This window comes from Sphingobium sp. CFD-2 (genome assembly GCF_024611135.1).
GTDB classification, from domain to species: domain Bacteria; phylum Pseudomonadota; class Alphaproteobacteria; order Sphingomonadales; family Sphingomonadaceae; genus Sphingobium; species Sphingobium fuliginis.
In genome coordinates this window covers 710,783-727,669 of the sequence record NZ_CP084406.1, presented here as the reverse complement: position 1 = coordinate 727,669, position 16,887 = coordinate 710,783, and the positions used below count along the sequence as shown (strand labels likewise).

The 16,887-nt window shown below is 64.9% G+C and carries 17 protein-coding genes; 13 read left to right on the top strand and 4 right to left on the bottom strand.

Annotated features, from left to right (window positions below; translation table 11 throughout):
• Positions 1-19: 19 nt before the first annotated feature.
• Genes LDB29_RS23590 through LDB29_RS23570 form a run of 5 tightly spaced genes read left to right on the top strand, consistent with a single transcriptional unit; the run spans position 20 to position 4,977 of the window.
• A complete protein-coding gene (locus LDB29_RS23590) occupies positions 20-577 on the top strand; it encodes a hypothetical protein (protein ID WP_025548390.1) in 558 nt (185 codons plus the stop codon).
• Entirely contained in the window at positions 495-1,595 is a 1,101-nt protein-coding gene (locus tag LDB29_RS23585) for a hypothetical protein (RefSeq protein ID WP_226870233.1), read from the top strand. The genes LDB29_RS23590 and LDB29_RS23585 overlap by 83 nt, the downstream gene beginning before the upstream one ends.
• Entirely contained in the window at positions 1,592-3,073 is a 1,482-nt protein-coding gene (locus LDB29_RS23580; protein ID WP_044660678.1) for an AMP-binding protein, read from the top strand. Before LDB29_RS23585 ends, LDB29_RS23580 begins: the two co-directional genes overlap by 4 nt.
• A 3-nt stretch (positions 3,074-3,076) precedes the next feature.
• On the top strand, positions 3,077-4,168 hold the full coding sequence (locus tag LDB29_RS23575; protein WP_025548385.1) for a CaiB/BaiF CoA-transferase family protein: 1,092 nt from the start codon (positions 3,077-3,079) through the stop codon (positions 4,166-4,168).
• An 11-nt stretch (positions 4,169-4,179) separates the two neighbouring features.
• Complete coding sequence (locus LDB29_RS23570; protein WP_025548384.1) at positions 4,180-4,977, top strand: sugar phosphate isomerase/epimerase family protein; 798 nt, start codon at positions 4,180-4,182, stop codon at positions 4,975-4,977.
• Positions 4,978-5,005: 28 nt separating this feature from the next.
• Here LDB29_RS23570 and LDB29_RS23565 read toward each other — a convergent pair whose 3' ends face one another.
• On the bottom strand, positions 5,006-5,326 hold the full coding sequence (locus LDB29_RS23565; RefSeq protein ID WP_044662881.1) for a 2Fe-2S iron-sulfur cluster-binding protein: 321 nt from the start codon (positions 5,324-5,326) through the stop codon (positions 5,006-5,008).
• A 214-nt stretch (positions 5,327-5,540) separates the two neighbouring features.
• On the opposite strand from LDB29_RS23565, the gene LDB29_RS23560 reads away from it, so the two are divergent.
• Positions 5,541-6,554 (top strand): alcohol dehydrogenase catalytic domain-containing protein, encoded by a 1,014-nt coding sequence (locus LDB29_RS23560; protein ID WP_025548381.1) that lies wholly within the window; start codon positions 5,541-5,543, stop codon positions 6,552-6,554.
• Positions 6,554-7,720 (top strand): sulfotransferase, encoded by a 1,167-nt coding sequence (locus tag LDB29_RS23555; protein WP_044662880.1) that lies wholly within the window; start codon positions 6,554-6,556, stop codon positions 7,718-7,720. Before LDB29_RS23560 ends, LDB29_RS23555 begins: the two co-directional genes overlap by 1 nt.
• A gap of 65 nt (positions 7,721-7,785) precedes the next feature.
• On the opposite strand, the gene LDB29_RS23550 is transcribed toward LDB29_RS23555, so the two are convergent.
• Complete coding sequence (locus LDB29_RS23550; RefSeq protein ID WP_025548378.1) at positions 7,786-9,015, bottom strand: CaiB/BaiF CoA-transferase family protein; 1,230 nt, start codon at positions 9,013-9,015, stop codon at positions 7,786-7,788.
• Positions 9,016-9,198: 183 nt separating this feature from the next.
• On the opposite strand from LDB29_RS23550, the gene LDB29_RS23545 reads away from it, so the two are divergent.
• Genes LDB29_RS23545 through LDB29_RS23525 form a run of 5 tightly spaced genes read left to right on the top strand, consistent with a single transcriptional unit; the run spans position 9,199 to position 13,848 of the window.
• Complete coding sequence (locus tag LDB29_RS23545) at positions 9,199-10,002, top strand: enoyl-CoA hydratase/isomerase family protein (RefSeq protein ID WP_025548377.1); 804 nt, start codon at positions 9,199-9,201, stop codon at positions 10,000-10,002.
• Complete coding sequence (locus LDB29_RS23540; protein ID WP_025548375.1) at positions 10,002-11,132, top strand: NADH:flavin oxidoreductase; 1,131 nt, start codon at positions 10,002-10,004, stop codon at positions 11,130-11,132. Before LDB29_RS23545 ends, LDB29_RS23540 begins: the two co-directional genes overlap by 1 nt.
• Positions 11,129-11,683 carry a nuclear transport factor 2 family protein gene (locus tag LDB29_RS23535; protein ID WP_025548373.1) on the top strand — a complete coding sequence of 185 codons (555 nt, stop codon included), beginning with the start codon at positions 11,129-11,131 and terminating at the stop codon, positions 11,681-11,683. Before LDB29_RS23540 ends, LDB29_RS23535 begins: the two co-directional genes overlap by 4 nt.
• 28 nt (positions 11,684-11,711) lie before the next feature.
• On the top strand, positions 11,712-12,479 hold the full coding sequence (locus LDB29_RS23530) for an SDR family NAD(P)-dependent oxidoreductase (protein ID WP_044660677.1): 768 nt from the start codon (positions 11,712-11,714) through the stop codon (positions 12,477-12,479).
• Positions 12,480-12,537: 58 nt separating this feature from the next.
• Positions 12,538-13,848: a DUF1214 domain-containing protein gene (locus LDB29_RS23525; protein WP_229742576.1), complete on the top strand. Its 1,311-nt coding sequence runs from the start codon at positions 12,538-12,540 to the stop codon at positions 13,846-13,848.
• A 53-nt stretch (positions 13,849-13,901) separates the two neighbouring features.
• Here the strand turns inward: LDB29_RS23525 and LDB29_RS23520 are convergent, their stop codons facing one another.
• Entirely contained in the window at positions 13,902-14,837 is a 936-nt protein-coding gene (locus LDB29_RS23520) for a hypothetical protein (protein ID WP_229742578.1), read from the bottom strand.
• Positions 14,838-14,972: 135 nt separating this feature from the next.
• Complete coding sequence (locus tag LDB29_RS23515) at positions 14,973-16,124, bottom strand: Gfo/Idh/MocA family protein (protein WP_025552039.1); 1,152 nt, start codon at positions 16,122-16,124, stop codon at positions 14,973-14,975.
• 84 nt (positions 16,125-16,208) lie between these two features.
• Between LDB29_RS23515 and LDB29_RS23510 the strand changes: the two genes are divergently transcribed.
• A complete protein-coding gene (locus LDB29_RS23510; RefSeq protein ID WP_025552037.1) occupies positions 16,209-16,850 on the top strand; it encodes a TetR/AcrR family transcriptional regulator in 642 nt (213 codons plus the stop codon).
• Positions 16,851-16,887: the final 37 nt, after the last annotated feature.

Genomic DNA, 16,887 nt, shown 5'->3' with positions numbered 1-16,887 from the left:
AGATGGTGGAGGTAACGACATGACCATCATTCTCGATCCCACTGCATCGCTGGTGCACGATCTGGCTGAGCCGGGTCCGGATGCCGGCGTCCTGAGGGGCAAGAAGATCGCCATCCGCATCGATATGCTGTGGCGTAGCTGGGACTGGGTCAGCGAGATCTGGGCCGAAGGCTTGCGGGCCGAAGGCGCCGAGGTGACCTTCTGGCGCAGTTGCGGCCGCACGGGCCGGGAGGGCGAGCAAGCCGAACGCGACTATGGCGCGCTACTGGCGCAAAGCGACATGGCCATCGTCGGACTGGGCAATTGCGGGTCCTGCACCAGTTGGACCATCGCGGACGCACTGACCGCGGCAGCCGCCGGCATCCCGACCATCGCGGTGGCGACCGCGCATTTCGAAGGGCTGGCCCATAATCTGGCGAAACGGGGCGGCCGGTCGGGCCTGCGCTTTCACATCCTTCCCTATCCTCTCGACATTCTTCCAAAAGAACAGGTCCATGACATTGCACGAAACCACTATCGATCGTTCCTGCGGAATTTCGGGGTGCGAAGCAGACTGGCTGAGCAGTCGGCGGCATGAGGTCGAGGATGACATCGTCGCCTTCAACGATTTCGCCATGGCTCAGGGCTGGGGTGACGGACTGCCGCTGATCCCGCCGACGCAGCAGCGGGTGCAGGACTTCCTGATCGCGGGCGGACGCTTTCCGGACGAGTTGATCGCCGTGCTGCCGCCGCTGCGCGCCGAATGCACGGTGGAGAAGATCGCGATCAACGCGGTTATGGCCGGCTGCACGGGCGACGCGATGCCGCTGCTGTGCGCGGCGATAGAAGCGATGGCGGACCCCAGGTTCGACCTGGCCGGCCTCAATGCCACGACCGGGTCGGTGGTGCCCGCCATGATCGTGAACGGGTCGATCCGCAACCGGCTGGACATTCCCTGTCAGGCCGGTTGCCTGGGCGGAGTGGCCGGTCGAGCGGTGGCCATCGGCCGGGCGATCCGTCTGATCATGCGCAATGTGGCGGGCCAGTCGATCGGTTCGACGTCGCAAAGCGTCTATGGCACACCGGGGCGTGTCGCCGGCATCGTCTTTGGCGAATGGGAGGAGCGCTCTCCCTGGGCGCCGCTGGCTGAACGTCGCGGCGTAGGAGGCGATGCCGTCACCGTTTACGGCGCGATGGGCACGGCCAATATCTGCGACGTGGTGGCGAACAGTGCCGACGGTTTCCTCGACATGATCGCCAAATCCATGGCCTATCCGGGCGCAAACGGCTTCCTGCCGTCCTCGGCCTTTGCGGAGACTTTGTGCGTCATCAACCCGATCTGGGCGGAGGTGATTGCGAAGGCCTATCCCAGGATCGAGGATGTGCAGGCCTATATCTGGGACAGATGCGCATTGCCGATCGACTGGTTCCGACCCGAATATCGCGATCCCATCGGCAATTTGGGTCGGATCAAGCCCGACGGGCGCGTGCATCTGGTGCCGACGCCCGATGATGTGCTGGTCATGGTCGCGGGAGGGGAAGGCGGCCTGCACGCCGCGATGCTGCATAGCTGGGGCACCTGCCTCACCGTGACCCGGCCCGTCGAGACGGCATGAGCGGCGATGTGATCGTCGGCGATCGCATTCGCGGACGCGCCGAACTGCTCGACCGGGCGGCGCGGCTGGCGAGCGCGATGGCGGCGGCAGGCGTCGGCGCGGGCGATGCGGTGGCGCTGTTGCTGCGCAACGACTTTGCCGTGCTGGAAGCCAATCTGGCCGTGCGCAGGCTCGACGCCTATGGCGTGCCGATCAACTGGCACTGGCACCCGACGGAGATCGGCTATGTGCTGCGCGACGCGACGCCCCGGCTGCTGATCGGCCATGCCGACCTGCTGGACGGGCTGGGCGCCCATATTCCCGAAGGCCTGCGCGTGATCGCCGTCGGCGGTTCGGGCGAGCAGCCGGATTATGACGACTGGATCGCTGCCCATGAACCCCATGAGGGCCATGGCAACGGTCTCGGTTCCTCCATGGTCTACACGTCGGGCACCACGGGCAAGCCCAAGGCGGTCAGGCGCCTGCCCGCGACAGGCGAGGAATCGGCGCAGCGCGCCCGTGTGCTGGCGGTCATCCATGACACGGCGCCCGGCAATGTCGCGCTGGTGACGGGACCGCTCTATCATCTCTTCAGCCAGGCGATCCTGATGGCGACTTTCGCCGCCGGGGGCACGGTGGTGGTGATGGAGCGCTTCGATCCGGAGGATTGCCTGCGGCTCATCGAGCAGCATCATGTGACCCATGGCGCGCTGGTGCCCACGCTTTTCGTCAGGCTGCTGCGCCTCCCCGAAGAGGTGAAGGGCCGATATGATCTCTCCACCCTTCGTCACGTCGTCCATTCGGGCGCGCCCTGCGCGCCGGAAGTAAAAAGGGCGATGCTGAACTGGTGGGGGCCGGTCCTGTATGAAACCTATGGATCGACCGAAACCGGCGTCGTCACGAAGATCAGTCCTCGGGAATGGCTGGCTCGACCCGGCAGCGTCGGCCGACCTGTCCTGACTGGTGAAGTCCGTATTCGTGGCGAAGACGGCCAATGGACAGAGGCGGGGCGGACGGGCGACGTCTACCTGCGCATCCACGGCACGCCCGATTTCACTTTTCACGGCGATCCGGAAAAGCGCGCCGCCGTCGAATATGACGGCCTTATTACCTGCGGCGACATGGGCTGGCTGGACGAAGAAGGCTATCTGTTTCTGTGCGACCGGCGCGCGGACATGGTGTTGTCCGGCGGGGTCAACATCTATCCGGCAGAGGTGGAGGCTGCCTTGCTGGAGCATCCCGCGGTATCCGATTGCGCTGTCTTCGGCGTGCCGGACTCCGAATATGGTGAAGTGCTGGTCGCGTATCTCCAGAGCGACGAGGCGCTGATCCCCGATGAGGTGACAGCGTTCCTGCGCGGGCGCATCGCGGGCTACAAGATTCCGCGTCATCTGGTCGTCGGCGCCAGCTTGCCGCGCGAGGAAACGGGAAAGATCTTGAAGCGCAGGCTGCGGGAAAGTTTCCTGGCCGGCGAAGCGCGGGAAACGGGAGCATATTGACGGATGGAGGAACCGGGGAAAGGCGCCATCCCGCCCGGCGCGCTGGCGGGGCTGAAGGTCATCGACATGGCGTCGCTCTATGCCGCGCCGCTTGCGGCGACGATCATGGCCGATTTCGGCGCCGATGTGCTGAAGATCGAGCCGCCGGAGGGCGACCTGTTCCGCGACAGCAAGATGTGGCCGCTGGTCGCGCGGGGGAAGCGTTGCCTGGCGCTGGACTTGCGTTCGGAAGAGGGGATCGACCGGCTCAAGGCGCTGGCGGCGCAAGCCGACGTGCTGGTGGAAAATTATCCCGCCGCCGTGCTGGAGAGGCGGGGCATCGGCTGGAAAGTCCTGTCGGCGGTCAATCCCCGGCTTGTCATGCTTTCCGTGTCCTGCTTCGGCGCCACCGGTCCTTATCGGGGCCGGCCGGGATCGGGCACGATCGGTGAAGGCTTTGGCGGCCTGACCTTCCTGACGGGGACGGAAGACGGTCCGCCGATGCTCCCTTCCGTAGCCTTGGGTGACGCCGTGGGCGCGATGAGCGCGGTGATCGGCACGCTCTCTGCCCTTTATTGGCGCGACCGTAGCGGACGGGGGCAACAGGTGGACGCCAGCCTCTACGAACCGATATTGCAGATCGTCGCCCATGCGGCGCAAAGATGGGAGCCCGGCCGCTCGCCCGAACGTTGCGGGTCGCGACTGCCCGGCGTACTGCGCAACGTCTATCGAACCTCCGACGAAAGATACGTCGCTATCTCCGCCAGCACCGCTCGGCATGCCGCCGATCTGCTGGCGCTGGCGGGCGGGCAGGGGGACGACCAGGATGCCTGCGTCGCCGCCTGGATCGCCACCGTGCCGCAGGCTGCGCTGGTGGAGCAGCTCGTCGCCCGGCGTATTCCGGTGACGCCGGTCAACAGCCTGGACGATATGCTGGCCGATCCTCATATGCGCGCTCGCGGGAGCCTGATCCATGTGGCGGATGAAGCGTTGGGCGATCTGGCATTGGCCGCGCCCGCGCCGCGCCTATCGGAGACGCCGGGCAGGATTGGCGATGTAAACCCGCCCCTGGGTACGGATGCGGATGCCGCGCTTGAGCGCTGGGCCGGAAGCTGACGGCGCAGCTCATGCGGTATGCGGCGCATCTTGGCATAGCCGATCCCGACGCGCCGTTGCTGGCCGCAACGGCCGGCTCGGTCGATCCGGTCGCTCAGATAAATTGCGCCGCTCGGCTGGGCTTTGCCGGCATCACCGACAATGGTCTGAAAGCCCGCACGCCGGAGGTTCAGCGGCGCATGGGTGTGGCGTTGCGGGATCATGGGATGGAGATGGGCAGCTTCACCCATAATGTTCTGGGGATGGAGCCGCCCTTCTTCTGGGGCGCGCCGATCACCGATATGGAAGCGGCCATGGCGTCCAGCCTCACGGCAGCGGAGCATGTGGGCGGTGGCTGCATCAACGCGGTCCTGCTGGATTGCGGCGCACCGTTGGCGGAACAGCTAGCGCGGGCGACGGAGAATTTCGCTGCCGCCACGAAGCTGGCGGCGGAGCGGGGCGTGGCGCTGGCGGTGGAGATGGTCAGCCGGGAGCGTGTACCCCTGGCCCTGGTCGAGCGCCTGGCCGACATCGGCGCTATCGCCCGGTCGGCAGGCGTGGGGCTGATCCTCGATAGCTGCCATTGCCATTGCGCCGGCGAGGACATGGCGGCGGCGATTGTGGCGCAGGCGGATATTCTCGCCGCTGTGCAGATCGCTGACATGCCAGGCCGCGTTCAACCCGGTGCGGGCGTGATCGACTTTGCGCCGATCATGGCGGCGCTGCGGACAATCGGCTGGGGCGGCCTTGTCGAGGCGGAGCTGATGCCGAAGCTGCGGGACATCGATGGGGAGGCGGCGGCCATCGCCGCGCTCAGGACGCTGGGTTGACGTTTCTTGCCGGGCGCGCCGTTGCGCCTCAGCCCTGCCGTTCCGGCGTATGCACGATAAGGCCATCCAGCGCCGCGCGCAGACGGATCTGACAGGAAAGGCGCGAATCCGCCCGCTTGCCATGGGCGAAGTCGAGCATGTCCCATTCGTCGGCGGATGGAGGACCGACCCGATCGATCCACGCGGGATCGACATGAACATGGCAGGTCGCGCAGGCGGCGCTGCCGCCGCATTCCCCGATGATATTCTCGACGCCCGCCCGCTTGCCGATGTCCATCACCGACTGGCCGACATCGCCGTCCAGCGTGGTCGCGATCCCGGCAGGGGTGATGAAGGTGACATGGACCATGGTGATACCCTTTGAACCGGCTTGGCGCGATCGGAAAGCGCTTATGCCGCCGGCCGTTCCGGACATCATGTTTGCGATCACTCACCGCCGATCTTCACACCTCTTGCCGCTACGGGCAGGTTCGGCCGCAGGCCGACCGGTCCAGTGCCGCCGCTTTGTCATTTTAGGTACTGAATAGTAGCTTTAATGGCACGGTAGGAGAAGGAGGAGAGAGATGAGGGCAGCGTTATTCAAGGGCGCGGGCACACCGCTGGTCGTGGAGACCATAGACGATCCCCAGCCCGGCGAGGGCGAAGCGGTCATCAAGGTCACGCGCTGCGGCGTATGCGGCACGGACCTCCACATGACCTCCGGCCATGGCAATGATTTCCCCGTCGACAGCGTGATCGGCCATGAATATTGCGGGGAAGTCGTCGCACTGGGCAAAGGCGTAGACAATCTCAAGGTCGGTCAGTTCGTCACCGCCATGCCGGTGGCGGGCTGCGGCCGCTGCGCCCCCTGCCTGGCCGGTTATCCCATGGCTTGCGCGCAGATGCAGGGTCTTGTCGGCGGCTTTAGCGAATATATGCGGATCGCGGCGACGAGTTCTATCGTGCTGCCCGACACGCTGACGCCTGCTGACGGTGCTCTGATCGAGCCTCTCGCCGTGGGTCTGCGCGGCATACGGCTCGCGCAGATGCCGCCGGGCGCGAAGGTCGCGGTGCTGGGCGCTGGGTCCATCGGCCTCGCTGCCATCTATTGGGCGCGGTTGCTGGGGGCGGGGAAGATCGTGGCCATTTCCCGTTCGTCACGGCGCGCCGATCTTGCGCTGCAGATGGGCGCGAACAGCTTCGAGGCGCTGGGCGAAGGCGAAGCGGAACGCGTTTCGGCCGCGCTGGGCGGCATGCCCGACATCGTGCTGGAATGCGTCGGCGCGGTCGGCATGACGCAGAAAGCGGTCGAACTGGTCGCGCCCGGCGGAACGGTCGTCTCGCTGGGTTTCTGCACCTCGCCCGACCCGATCCTGCCTTCGCTCGCCACATGGAAGCAGGTCACGATCAAATTCTCGTTCGCCTATGATCTCAGGGAATTCGAACATAGCGCCAATGCGCTGGACGCCGGACACGTCGAGCCGCGCCTGATGGTGTCGCGGACGGTCGGCCTGGACGCCTTCCCCGACCTGTTCGAGCAACTGCGCGCCGGGGCCAACGAAACCAAGATTCATGTCGATCCGTGGAGCGCGGCCTGATGAACACAGAAACCATTGTCCAGGACCAGCGGATATTGACCCTCGACGCCCTGCTGGCTGCCTCGACGGCGCGCACGGGCCTTGACGATTTTGGCGACGCCGGCTTTCGCGAGGGGCTGGGCCTGCTGCTGTCCGACATCCGCGCGCTCGACCTTGATCCCGCGTGCGTGCAGGCGACCGCATGGCGCATCGGCCAGTCGCTCGATACCCGCGCCCTGGCGGTCAAGGGGTTGAGGGAACGGCCGGAGGCGCTGGAGCAGCCGATCCGGGAGCCGATCATCATCGCCGGTCTCGTCCGTTCGGGCACGACGGCGCTGCACCTGCTGATGTCGCTGGACCCTCAGTTCCAGGGGCCGGAACATTGGCTGACCGTCTATCCCATGCCGCGCCCGCCGCGGGAGACGTGGGACGGTATTGCCGAATATCGGACGGAGAAGGCGTCGCTGGACGCCTATCTGGCGGCGTCGCCGGAATCGGCCGACGACCATATGATGACGGCAGAGGGGATTGAGGAATCCCTGTTCATCCTGGGCGCCAGCTTTGCCAGCAACATGTGGCCGTCCATGTGGGACGCCCCCCGCTATGACCGCTGGTATCGCGGGCGCGACGACACCGACAGCTATCGCTGGCTGGCCGATGTGCTGCGTCTGATCGGCGCGGGGGACGATCGCCGCTGGCTGCTCAAGAACCCGACGGACCTCTTTTCCTTGCAGGAGGTGCTGAACGTCTTTCCCGATGCGAAGATCATCCAGACCCATCGCGACCCGGTGGATTCGACGCCATCGGTCAGCAATCTCATCTTCTCGGCGCGCCGGGCCTTTTGCGGCGACAAGGCGGATCGCGCCGATGTCGGGCGGCGCGAGGCGGAGATGTGGGCGCAGGCATTGGAACGCGCCGAGTCGGTGCGCGAAAAGAGCGACGCGACGTTCATCGACGTCGAGTTCCGCGACTTCACCCGCGATCAGATGGCGTCAATCCGCTCCATCTACGACCAGCTAGGCCTGACGCTGACGGCCGAGACGGAGGGCGCGATGCAAGCCTGGCTGGACGCGCATCCTCACAAGCCGAGCAAGGGGCCCAAGCACAGGCCGGAGGATTTCGGCCTGACGCGGGAAGGGCTGGAGGAACGCTTCGCCGCCTATCGCGCCCGGCGCGGCTATATCTGACGGATTTGCATCTGAGGGATCTGGGCGGGGGGCCCGTTCAAAAATGGGCCCGCGCGCGATCTGTTTCAGATGATCCCGTCTTCGGCCAGCCCGTCAAGCGCCGCCGCGTCCAGCCCCAGTTCCTGCGCCAGCACGTCGCGCGTATGTTCCCCCAGCATCGGCGGGGCGCGATAGTCGGTGATCGGCGTTTCCGAGAAGTTCAGCGGGCTGCGGATCACGTCCAGATCGGGCTTCAGCGGATGCGGAGCGCGCACGCGCAGGCCCCGATGCAACGCCTGCGGATAGGCGAACACCTGCTCCAGATCGTTGATCGGCCCGCTGGGGATGCCGGCGGCCCCGAGCTTCTCCAGCCAGTAATCGACGCTGTTCGTCTGGAAGATCGCGTTGAACACCTCGGTGATCTCGTCGCGATTCTTCACCCGCTCGACATTGGTATAGAAGCGCGGATCGTTCTTCAATTCAGGATGGCCGACCGCGTCGCACAGCGCGATATATTGCTTGTCGTTGCCCGACGTGATCATGATCGCGCCGTCGCTGCACGGGAACATGCTGGTCGGCATGCCGCCATTACCCTGCGTGCCCCGCCGGACCGGCACTTCGCCTGACGTCAGGTAGATTTGCGCATAATGGGACAGCGCCGACACGCCGCAATCGAGCAGGGCGATGTCGATATACTGACCCTCGCCGCCCGCCGCGTCGCGATGATAGAGGGCGGCCAATATGGCATTGGCGACGTTCAGCCCGGTGAACAGGTCGATGATGCTGGGGCCGACCTTCATCGGTCCGGCGCCCGGCTTGCCCTCCGGCACGCCGGTCACGCTCATCAGGCCGCATTCGCCCTGAAACACCGCGTCATAGCCGGGCTTGGTCGCCAGCGGGCCGTCCTGGCCATAGCCGGTGACCGAGCAATAGATGATGCGGGGATTGACGGCCTTCAGGCTTTCATAGTCGAGACCGTAGCGCTTGAGATCGCCGACCTTGTAATTCTCCATCACCACGTCGCAGGACTTGACCAGTTCGCGGACCAGTTCCTGCCCCCTGGCGCTGGCGATGTTGAGCGCGACCGACCGCTTGTTGCGGTTGACCGACATGTAGAAGGCGTTTTCCCGCGTCGGCCTGCCTTCCGCATCGCGCAGATAAGGCTCCCCGAAGATGCGGGCGTCGTCGCCCACGACCGGCCGTTCGATCTTGATCACGTCGGCGCCCATGTCAGCCAGCACCTGCGATCCGAACGGCCCCGCCAGCACGCGGGTCAGGTCAAGCACGCGGATCTTTTCAAGGGGCAGTCTGGCCATGGATCACCTTGCTGAAATACCCTTTTCCCATGCCATCGGCAGGCATGATGACAAGATCGGGGCACGCCTGTTCACAACCATGATATGCTCTGCGCGGAAGGCTGTCAGGGGTTCCGCGACCCCCGTCTTTTGGTCGACTATGGTCCACAGCCACGCGGAATGAAAGAAAAGGACGGGAGCCAGATGGGCGACATCTTGCGCGACATGCCGGTAGAGGGCGTCTGCCGACTGACGCTGAACCGGCCCGATGCGCTCAATTCACTGACCTATGCCATGTATGCCGAACTGATCGGCCATCTGGAGGCCGTGCGCTATGATCATGACGTGCGGGTCGTTCTGCTGACGGGCGCGGGGCGCGGCTTCTGCGCGGGTCATGACATTCGCGGCGCGGGCAAGCCCGATTGGGTGGCCGAAGGGTTGGGCAGGGCGCAGTTCCAGCAGCGCGTCATGGCCAAGCTGGGCCAGATTCCGCTGCTGATGCGCGCCCTGCCGCAGCCTGTGATCTGCGCGGTGAACGGCGTGACGGCGGGCGCAGGCTATCCGATCGCAATCGCCGCCGACATGACTATCGCGGCGCGCTCCGCCAAGTTCGTCAACGCCTTCCACAATGCGGGGACGGGCCATGAAATGGGCTTTTCCTACCTGCTGCCGCGCCTGGTCGGATTGCAGCGCGCCGCCGAGCTGGTGTTGACGGGCCGCGCCGTGATGGCCGAGGAAGCCGAACGGATCGGCCTCATCCTGCGCTGCGTCGACGACGATGCGCTGATGGAGGAGGCGCTCAAGCTGGCGGAGGCGGTGATGGTCAACAGCCCGATCGGCATCGCCCTCACCAAAAGCTCGCTCCAGTTCAACGCCGACGCGCCCAGCCTGGAAGCGGCGATCGAAATGGAGAACCGCGCCATCTTCATGAGTCAGTCGACCGCCGACACCGCCGAAAAGCGGGCCGCCTTCATCGAGAAGCGCAAACCCCTGTTCAGGGGGGAATGATGAGCCTGATCGATCCTCTGCTCAGCCCTCTAACTCTGCGTGGCCTGACCCTGCCGAACCGGGTGGTGATGGCGCCAATGACCCGTTACCGCTCGCCGCTGGGCGTGCCGACCGATGACGTGGCGAGCTATTATGGCCGCCGCGCCGCAACGGGCCTGGGCGCGATCCTGACCGAGGGAGTTGCGTTGCCCCATTATGCGGCGGCCGATCATCCGGACATACCGCGCATCGACGGGGTCGAGGCCCTGGCCGGCTGGCGCAAGCTGGTCGATGTCGTGCATGATGCGGGCGGGCGGATCATTCCCCAGCTCTGGCATCAGGGGCCGATGTGGAATGTCGAATATGCCGGCACCGGCACCGGCAATCCGATGCGGCCGTCGGGCATCTGGGGTCCGCCGGACGGCATCATCTCCTTCCGCGAGGAGGGACGGGTGGAGAGCTTGGCGCCTGTGCCGCCGATGAGCGAAAGCGATATTGCCGACATCATCGCCGCCTACCGCCAGGCGGCGCGCAATGCGGTGGCGCTGGGCGTGGACGGCATCGCCATCCATGGCGCGCATGGCTATCTGATCGACAGCTTCCTGTGGGACTATACCAACCGGCGCGAAGACCGATGGGGCGAACGCGCCGCCTTCGGCGTGGCGGTGGTGAAGGCGATCCGGGCGGAGATTGGCGAGGATATGCCGATCGTGCTGCGCTTTTCCCAATTCAAGATGCAGGATTACCGCGCCATGCTGGCGGATACGCCGGATGGCCTTGGCGCGTTGCTCGGGCCGCTGGCCGATGCGGGGGTCGACCTGTTCGATGCCAGCCAGCGCTATTTCGACACGCCGATTTTCGACGGATCGCCGCTCAATCTGGCGGGCTGGGCGAAGAAGCTGACCGGCAAGGCGTCCATGACCGTGGGCGGCGTCGCGCTGGACAAGGCCAAGGGCAAGGCCAGGCATATCGACGACAGCCAGCAGTCGGTGAACAATCTGCCGCTGCTGATCGAACGGTTCGAAAAGGGCGAGTTCGATCTGGTCGGTGTCGGCCGGGCGATCCTCAACGACCCGGACTGGTTCGGCAAGGCGAAGCGGGACGAACCCTTCCTGCCATTCGACCCCGCCAATCTGGAGCGGCTGGCATGAACGAACTGGAGGCGCGGATCGACCGGCTGGAATCGCTGGCGGCGATCCAGCAGCTTCCGATCCGTTACGCGATTGCGGTGGACAGCCGGGATATGGACGCCTGGGTCGATCTGTTCATCCCTGATGTCTATTGTGGGGCGCGCGGCAGCGGGCGCGATGTGCTCAAATCCATCATCACGCCCGCGGTCAGGACTTTCTATCGGTCCGTCCACCAGATTTGCGGGCACCGGGTCGAATTTGACGATGCCGATCATGCGCATGGCGTGGTCTATTGCCGCGCCGAGCATGAGGACCAGGGCAAATGGGTGGTCATGGCGATCGCCTATTTCGACAGCTATGAACGGCGGGATGGCGAGTGGTTTTTCGTCCGGCGACGGGAAAAGCACTGGTATTCGGCCGATTGGCAGGAACGACCGGCGGCCCCCTTCACCGGTTGGGCCGGGCATGACAATCCGCCTGATCTTCCCCAGGATTTCGACAGTTGGGCGCGTTTCTGGGCGGACATGGACGGGCAGGACATCGACCGCCTGACCGACCGGCCGGCACATTGACGGATAAACAATCGGCAGGAGATTCAGGATGGGCGACAGGCGGCGTTTCGAGGGGCGATCGGTTTTCATCACCGGCGCCGGATCGGGCATCGGTGAAGCGACGGCGCATGCCTTTGCCGAGGAAGGCGCGAAGGTGGCGATTGCCGAACTGGACCCGGCCAGGGGCGAAGCCGTGCGCGACGCCATCCGGGCCAAGGGCGGCACCGCCCTGTTCGTCGCCACCGACGCCACGGACGAGGCGTCGGTGAAGGCCGCGATCGCCGCCGCCAACGAGGCGCATGGTCCTATCGCCCACGCCTTCAACAATATCGGCATGTCGCGCCCCGGCAGCATCGAGGAGATGAGCCTGGAGGATTGGAACTGGACGATCAGCATTTCGCTGACCAGCACCTTCCTGGCGATGAAATATGAAATCCCGATGATGAAGGCCAATGGTGGCGGCACCATCGTCAATACCGCGTCCATGGCGGCGCGGCTCTACACGCCGTCCGCGCCCTGTTCCTATGCCGCGGCCAAGGCGGGGGTCATCCATCTCAGCCATCATGCGAGCTGCGCCTATGCGGACGACAATATCCGCGTGAACAGCGTGCTTCCGGGGTTGACCGCGACGCCGCAGATCGCATCCATGTTCACCGCCGAGGAGCAGGCGGAGATTGCGGGCGAGAATCAGGTGATCCGCCGCGCGGTCGATCCCCGCGAAATCGCCAATGCGGTGCTCTTCCTGTCGAGCGATGAGGCATCGATGATCACCGGGCGCGGGATCGAAGTGTCGGGCGGACGCAGGCACGGAAGCTGACATCAGCCCGTCGGGCGGCGCCCGGCCGCCCGAGGAAATGACGATATGGAGAAGGAGAGTGCCGGATGAGGACGCGAAGGACTTTGCACTGTCACGCCGGGGCCTTCTGGGCGCCGCGCTCTGCACAACGGTCGGCGGCCTGCTGCCGGCATCCGCATCGGGCGCGGCCATGAACAGCAGCGCCGCGCCTGCCGCCGCGCTCAGGGACTGGAGCGCCTATGCCGACCTGTTGAAACCGGCAGGGGCGCTCAACGCCATGACCGGCTTTCCCGAGGATGGCCAGATCCGCGCCGAGCTTTATCGCCAACTGGTGATGAACATCGCGCAATCCTATGTCTGGTATTTCCAGTCCACGCCTGAACATCCCGACTGGATGCCGTTCGAAAACAGCATCTTCCTGCTGCAACCCAATCCTGACGCCATTTATCATATCGCGCCGGTCAGCGGCGACGGCGTCTACAAGATCAGCGGCTATCGCGGCACCAACAAGGTGATGGGTTTCGCCGTCGGCGGCGGCATGTTCGGCACGCAAGACCCCAAACCCGGCTTCAACAATTATGATGCCGATGGCCTGACGCTGGGCAAGGACGGCTATTTCGAGGTGATATTCAGCGCGGAAAGGCCAAAGGACTGGACTGGCGACTGGCGTTATCTCGATCCTCAGGCGGGCGACATCATGATCCGCCAGTTCGCCTATGACTGGGGCGTCGACGTGGATGCGCGCTTCGCCATCGAACGGCTGGACAAACCGCCGCTGAAACCCCGTCTGACGCAGGAACAGATCGCGGCGCGGCTCGACGCGATCATGGGCGGTTTCGTCGAGCGTTTCTCGCGCATCTGCATCGGCTATCAGAACAAGGTCATCCATGATCTTGGCCTGAACGTCATGGAATTGTCGGGCTTCGAAGATCTGGGAAACAGCGGCGAATGGCCGCAAAAATATTTCCGGTGCATCTATGACTATCAGCCGGGCGAGGCGCTGATCATCGAGACGGAATTGCCGGAGAACTGCAAATATTGGAATGTGCAGCTTAACGACGAACTCTGGAACCAGATAGAGTTCGGCTATCGCCAGAGCAGCCTGAACGCGATGCAGGCGAAGCTGGACCGCGACGGCAAGTTCCGCGCCGTGATCGCGTTGGAAGACCCGGGCGTCGCCAATTGGCTCGACAGCGGCGGTCACAGGCGGGGCATGCTGGTGGGGCGCTGGCATGGCGCGGACAGCTATCCGATGCCGACGATCAGGAAAGTGCCGCTTTCCGAAATCGCCAGCCACCTGCCCGCCGACACGCCGAAGGTGACGCCGGACGAGCGGGAGGCTGCCCTGCGCAAGCGCAATCTGGGGCTCCAGATGCGCAGGCGCTGGTAGGATATTCTTCCGGCATCCCCGGCGCAGGGGGATGCCGGGGCCTATCGCATGTTTCAGTGCAGGCCGTCTTCCGCAGCGGCGACCATGCGCGACCAGTCATTGAGGCGCTGCCACAATATGGCGCGGGTGGAAGCGAAATTGTGCATGTGCGCCATGCGCGGCACGATGAAGAGGGAGACGTCGCGGGAAGTGGAATAGGCCGACGGCTCGCGATAAGGCTCGGGGCAGGTATCCCGCTCGCCATCCCCGACCAGCACCGGCACCGCGACACGCGCCGCATCTTCCGCGAAGACGCCGGGCAGCATCATCCGCACCGCGCAATGCGGGATGGTGAGGCTGCCGAATATCGGAGCGGTCTGCCGGATCGGGTATCCGCCCTTCATATCCTCTTCCAATATGTCGGCGGGCACATCTTCCCAGTGGAAGGGGTAGACATAATCGACCCCCTCATGGTCGTGGTCCAGATGGCTTGTGACTTCCCCACTCGCCACCTTGTCGAAGCGGCGCATGCCATGTTCGAAAGCGGCCTTGTCGCGCTGGGGCAAGGCGGTGTGGATCGCGCTGACGCCGAAAGGCGCAATCGCGTCGAAGGTGGCGAAGCGGCCCTGCGTCAATATGCTGACACCGCCGCCCATGGACTGCCCCATGCCCACCAGAAAGAGCGACGGCAAGCCGGGAAAACCCTCCGCCGCCGTGCCGTCGCGCAGGGAAGCGGCAACCTGCCGTACGCAGGCGTCATGGGTCGCCGCCATCGTCTGGAAATCGATGCTGGAGAGGTCCGGGATGCTGCTTTCCCCGACGCCCACATGGTCAATGGCGACATGGATCAGGCCGTGCCGCGCTTGCCATTCCGCCTCGTCATAGCCTTCATGACCCTCGAAGCGCATCATGAAATAATGGCGCGAATATCCGCCGCCCGGACAGGCGAAGATCGCGACGGGCCGGTCCGGCATCGCGGACGGATCGGGCAATGTCAGCGTGACGGCCATTTCGATCCCGTCTCCCAATTTTGGGGCGGCCGTAGTGACATCAATGCGCTTATGCACTCTCAGCATATGCTTCTCTCCCTGCAAATATCCCCTGGCCGGGCAGGCGGATCGTTTCGTTTATTGGATCGCGCCGGTTCAGCCCATGTCCATCATGGCGATCCAGCGCCTCTCAGCATTGGCGCGCTCGACCGCCTCGACCACCCGATGCACGGCTGCCGCCTCGGTGAAGCTGGGCGATCCTTCCGTCCCGTTGCGGATGGCATCGACCATATGCCGGAACATCCAGTCCATCGCGGCGAAGGGACGAGGCTCCGCCGTGGCGCCCGCGACGCCGGGAACGGCATAATAGTCGTCCACCGTCACCTCTTCGCAGGTGCGCTGGCCATAGGTCAACAACCGCGCATCGCCGGCATAGAGCTTTGCCGAGGGGAAATTGCCGAAGCTGTCGTCGACCAGCAGCAGCCGGCCCCTGTCGCCCCAGACCTCCACCCGCCAGCCTTCGGTGTCGGGCACGCACCAGCCCGCCTGCAGGCTGCCGATGGCGCCATTCTCCATGCGCAGCACCGCGCTGCCCAGATCGTGCGTCTCCGGCCGGAGCACTTCGCCATTGGGCAGGAACCATTCGGGCACGCCGGTCGTCAACATGCCGGTCGCCTCCGCCACCGGGCCGATCAGATGCGTCAGGAACAGCAGCGAATGGGTGGCGAAATTCCGCCACGCGCTGCCGCCGCTGCTCTTTTCCGCCAGCCAATAATAGGGGTCGGTATGTTCCGAATAGGCGCAATAGGCATAGGCCTTGTCGTTGGCGACGATCAGCGGCAGCATGAGCTGGACATTGAAGCCCAGCGGGCGGCCGATGAAGCCTTCATCGATCATGCGCTTCATCTTCTGCGCATGCGGCGACCAGCGGAATTGCGCGTCCACGACGCCGACGACGCCAGCGGCCCGCTGCGCGTCGCGCATCGCTTCGGCATCGGAAAGGCTGACCGCGAAGGGCAGGGCGTCATAGACATGCTTGCCGTTCTTCAGCGCCGCCATGACCATAGGAAAACGGAAGGATGGCCGTGTGCCGACATCGATGATGTGCAGGTCCGGATCGGCCGACATCTCCTCATGGTTCCAATAGGCTTTGGGAATGTCATATTCCCGCGCCGCCCTTTCCGCCGTTTCCTGGCGAGAGGTGCAGATGGCGGCGACTTCCACGCCCTCGATCCGCCGCCAGGCCGCGCCGTGGACCTTGAGGCTCCAGTTGGCGCTGATGATCCCCACCTTGAGCGTATCCGCCATTGCCTTGCCCCTTCGCCTTGATTTAATTGAACCTATGTGTCCAATTAAAAAGCAGCCCGCGCAAGCGGGAAGGGGATCAGGAATATGATGATTGGGCACCAGGCCCGACGGCGGCGGGGGCGTCCCACGGCGGACGAGACCCAGGCGCGCGAGCAGGCCGTCATGGAGGTCGCTGCGGCACTGTTCGAACAGCATGGCTTTGCCGGCGTAACGATGGCGGAGGTGGCGCGCCGCGCCCGCATCAGCAAGACGACGCTCTACGCCCGCTACCCCGACAAGCCGACGTTGTTCCGTGCGATATGCAGCTATGCCTGCCGCGTCCCGGCCTATCGTTTCGCGGCGGTCGCGACAGAGGGGCGTGAGCCGGACGATGTGCTGGCCGATTTTGCCGTCGCGATTGCCGAAGCGACCGCCGACCCTGCCGCCGACCGCTTCCTTCGCCTGGTCATTTTCGAAGCGCCTCGATTTCCCGAACTGGCGGAGCAGATATTGCTCGAGAGCCGCGACGTGGCCGCGCCGCTCGTCGTCTGGCTGGAGGGGCTGGCGCGGGAGGGGCGACTTGCCAGCCATGATCCGGCTTTGCTGGCGCGGCAATTCGGCGCGCTCGTGACCGGCGGCCATGACGGTCTGCTGCAATGCTCCGAACAGGAGACGGGAAAACGGATCGCCTCAGCGGTCGCATTGCTGCGGCCGCTGTTCCGCCATGAAAAAGACCGGCACGGATAGGACCGTGCCGGTCTTCAGGAGGCCCGCGCGCCCCTTA

Coding starts and splice junctions, on each gene's coding strand:
- LDB29_RS23590 (WP_025548390.1), top strand. CDS start 20: ATGACCATCATTCTCGATCCCACTGCATCGCTGGTGCACGATCTGGCT.
- LDB29_RS23580 (WP_044660678.1), top strand. CDS start 1,592: ATGAGCGGCGATGTGATCGTCGGCGATCGCATTCGCGGACGCGCCGAA.
- LDB29_RS23515 (WP_025552039.1), bottom strand. CDS start 16,124: ATGGCGGATACGCTCAAGGTGGGGATCATCAGCGCCAACTGGAGCCTC.
- LDB29_RS23545 (WP_025548377.1), top strand. CDS start 9,199: ATGGGCGACATCTTGCGCGACATGCCGGTAGAGGGCGTCTGCCGACTG.
- LDB29_RS23555 (WP_044662880.1), top strand. CDS start 6,554: ATGAACACAGAAACCATTGTCCAGGACCAGCGGATATTGACCCTCGAC.
- LDB29_RS23510 (WP_025552037.1), top strand. CDS start 16,209: ATGATGATTGGGCACCAGGCCCGACGGCGGCGGGGGCGTCCCACGGCG.
- LDB29_RS23560 (WP_025548381.1), top strand. CDS start 5,541: ATGAGGGCAGCGTTATTCAAGGGCGCGGGCACACCGCTGGTCGTGGAG.
- LDB29_RS23530 (WP_044660677.1), top strand. CDS start 11,712: ATGGGCGACAGGCGGCGTTTCGAGGGGCGATCGGTTTTCATCACCGGC.
- LDB29_RS23570 (WP_025548384.1), top strand. CDS start 4,180: ATGCGGTATGCGGCGCATCTTGGCATAGCCGATCCCGACGCGCCGTTG.
- LDB29_RS23585 (WP_226870233.1), top strand. CDS start 495: ATGACATTGCACGAAACCACTATCGATCGTTCCTGCGGAATTTCGGGG.
- LDB29_RS23565 (WP_044662881.1), bottom strand. CDS start 5,326: ATGGTCCATGTCACCTTCATCACCCCTGCCGGGATCGCGACCACGCTG.
- LDB29_RS23520 (WP_229742578.1), bottom strand. CDS start 14,837: ATGGCCGTCACGCTGACATTGCCCGATCCGTCCGCGATGCCGGACCGG.
- LDB29_RS23535 (WP_025548373.1), top strand. CDS start 11,129: ATGAACGAACTGGAGGCGCGGATCGACCGGCTGGAATCGCTGGCGGCG.
- LDB29_RS23575 (WP_025548385.1), top strand. CDS start 3,077: ATGGAGGAACCGGGGAAAGGCGCCATCCCGCCCGGCGCGCTGGCGGGG.
- LDB29_RS23550 (WP_025548378.1), bottom strand. CDS start 9,015: ATGGCCAGACTGCCCCTTGAAAAGATCCGCGTGCTTGACCTGACCCGC.
- LDB29_RS23540 (WP_025548375.1), top strand. CDS start 10,002: ATGAGCCTGATCGATCCTCTGCTCAGCCCTCTAACTCTGCGTGGCCTG.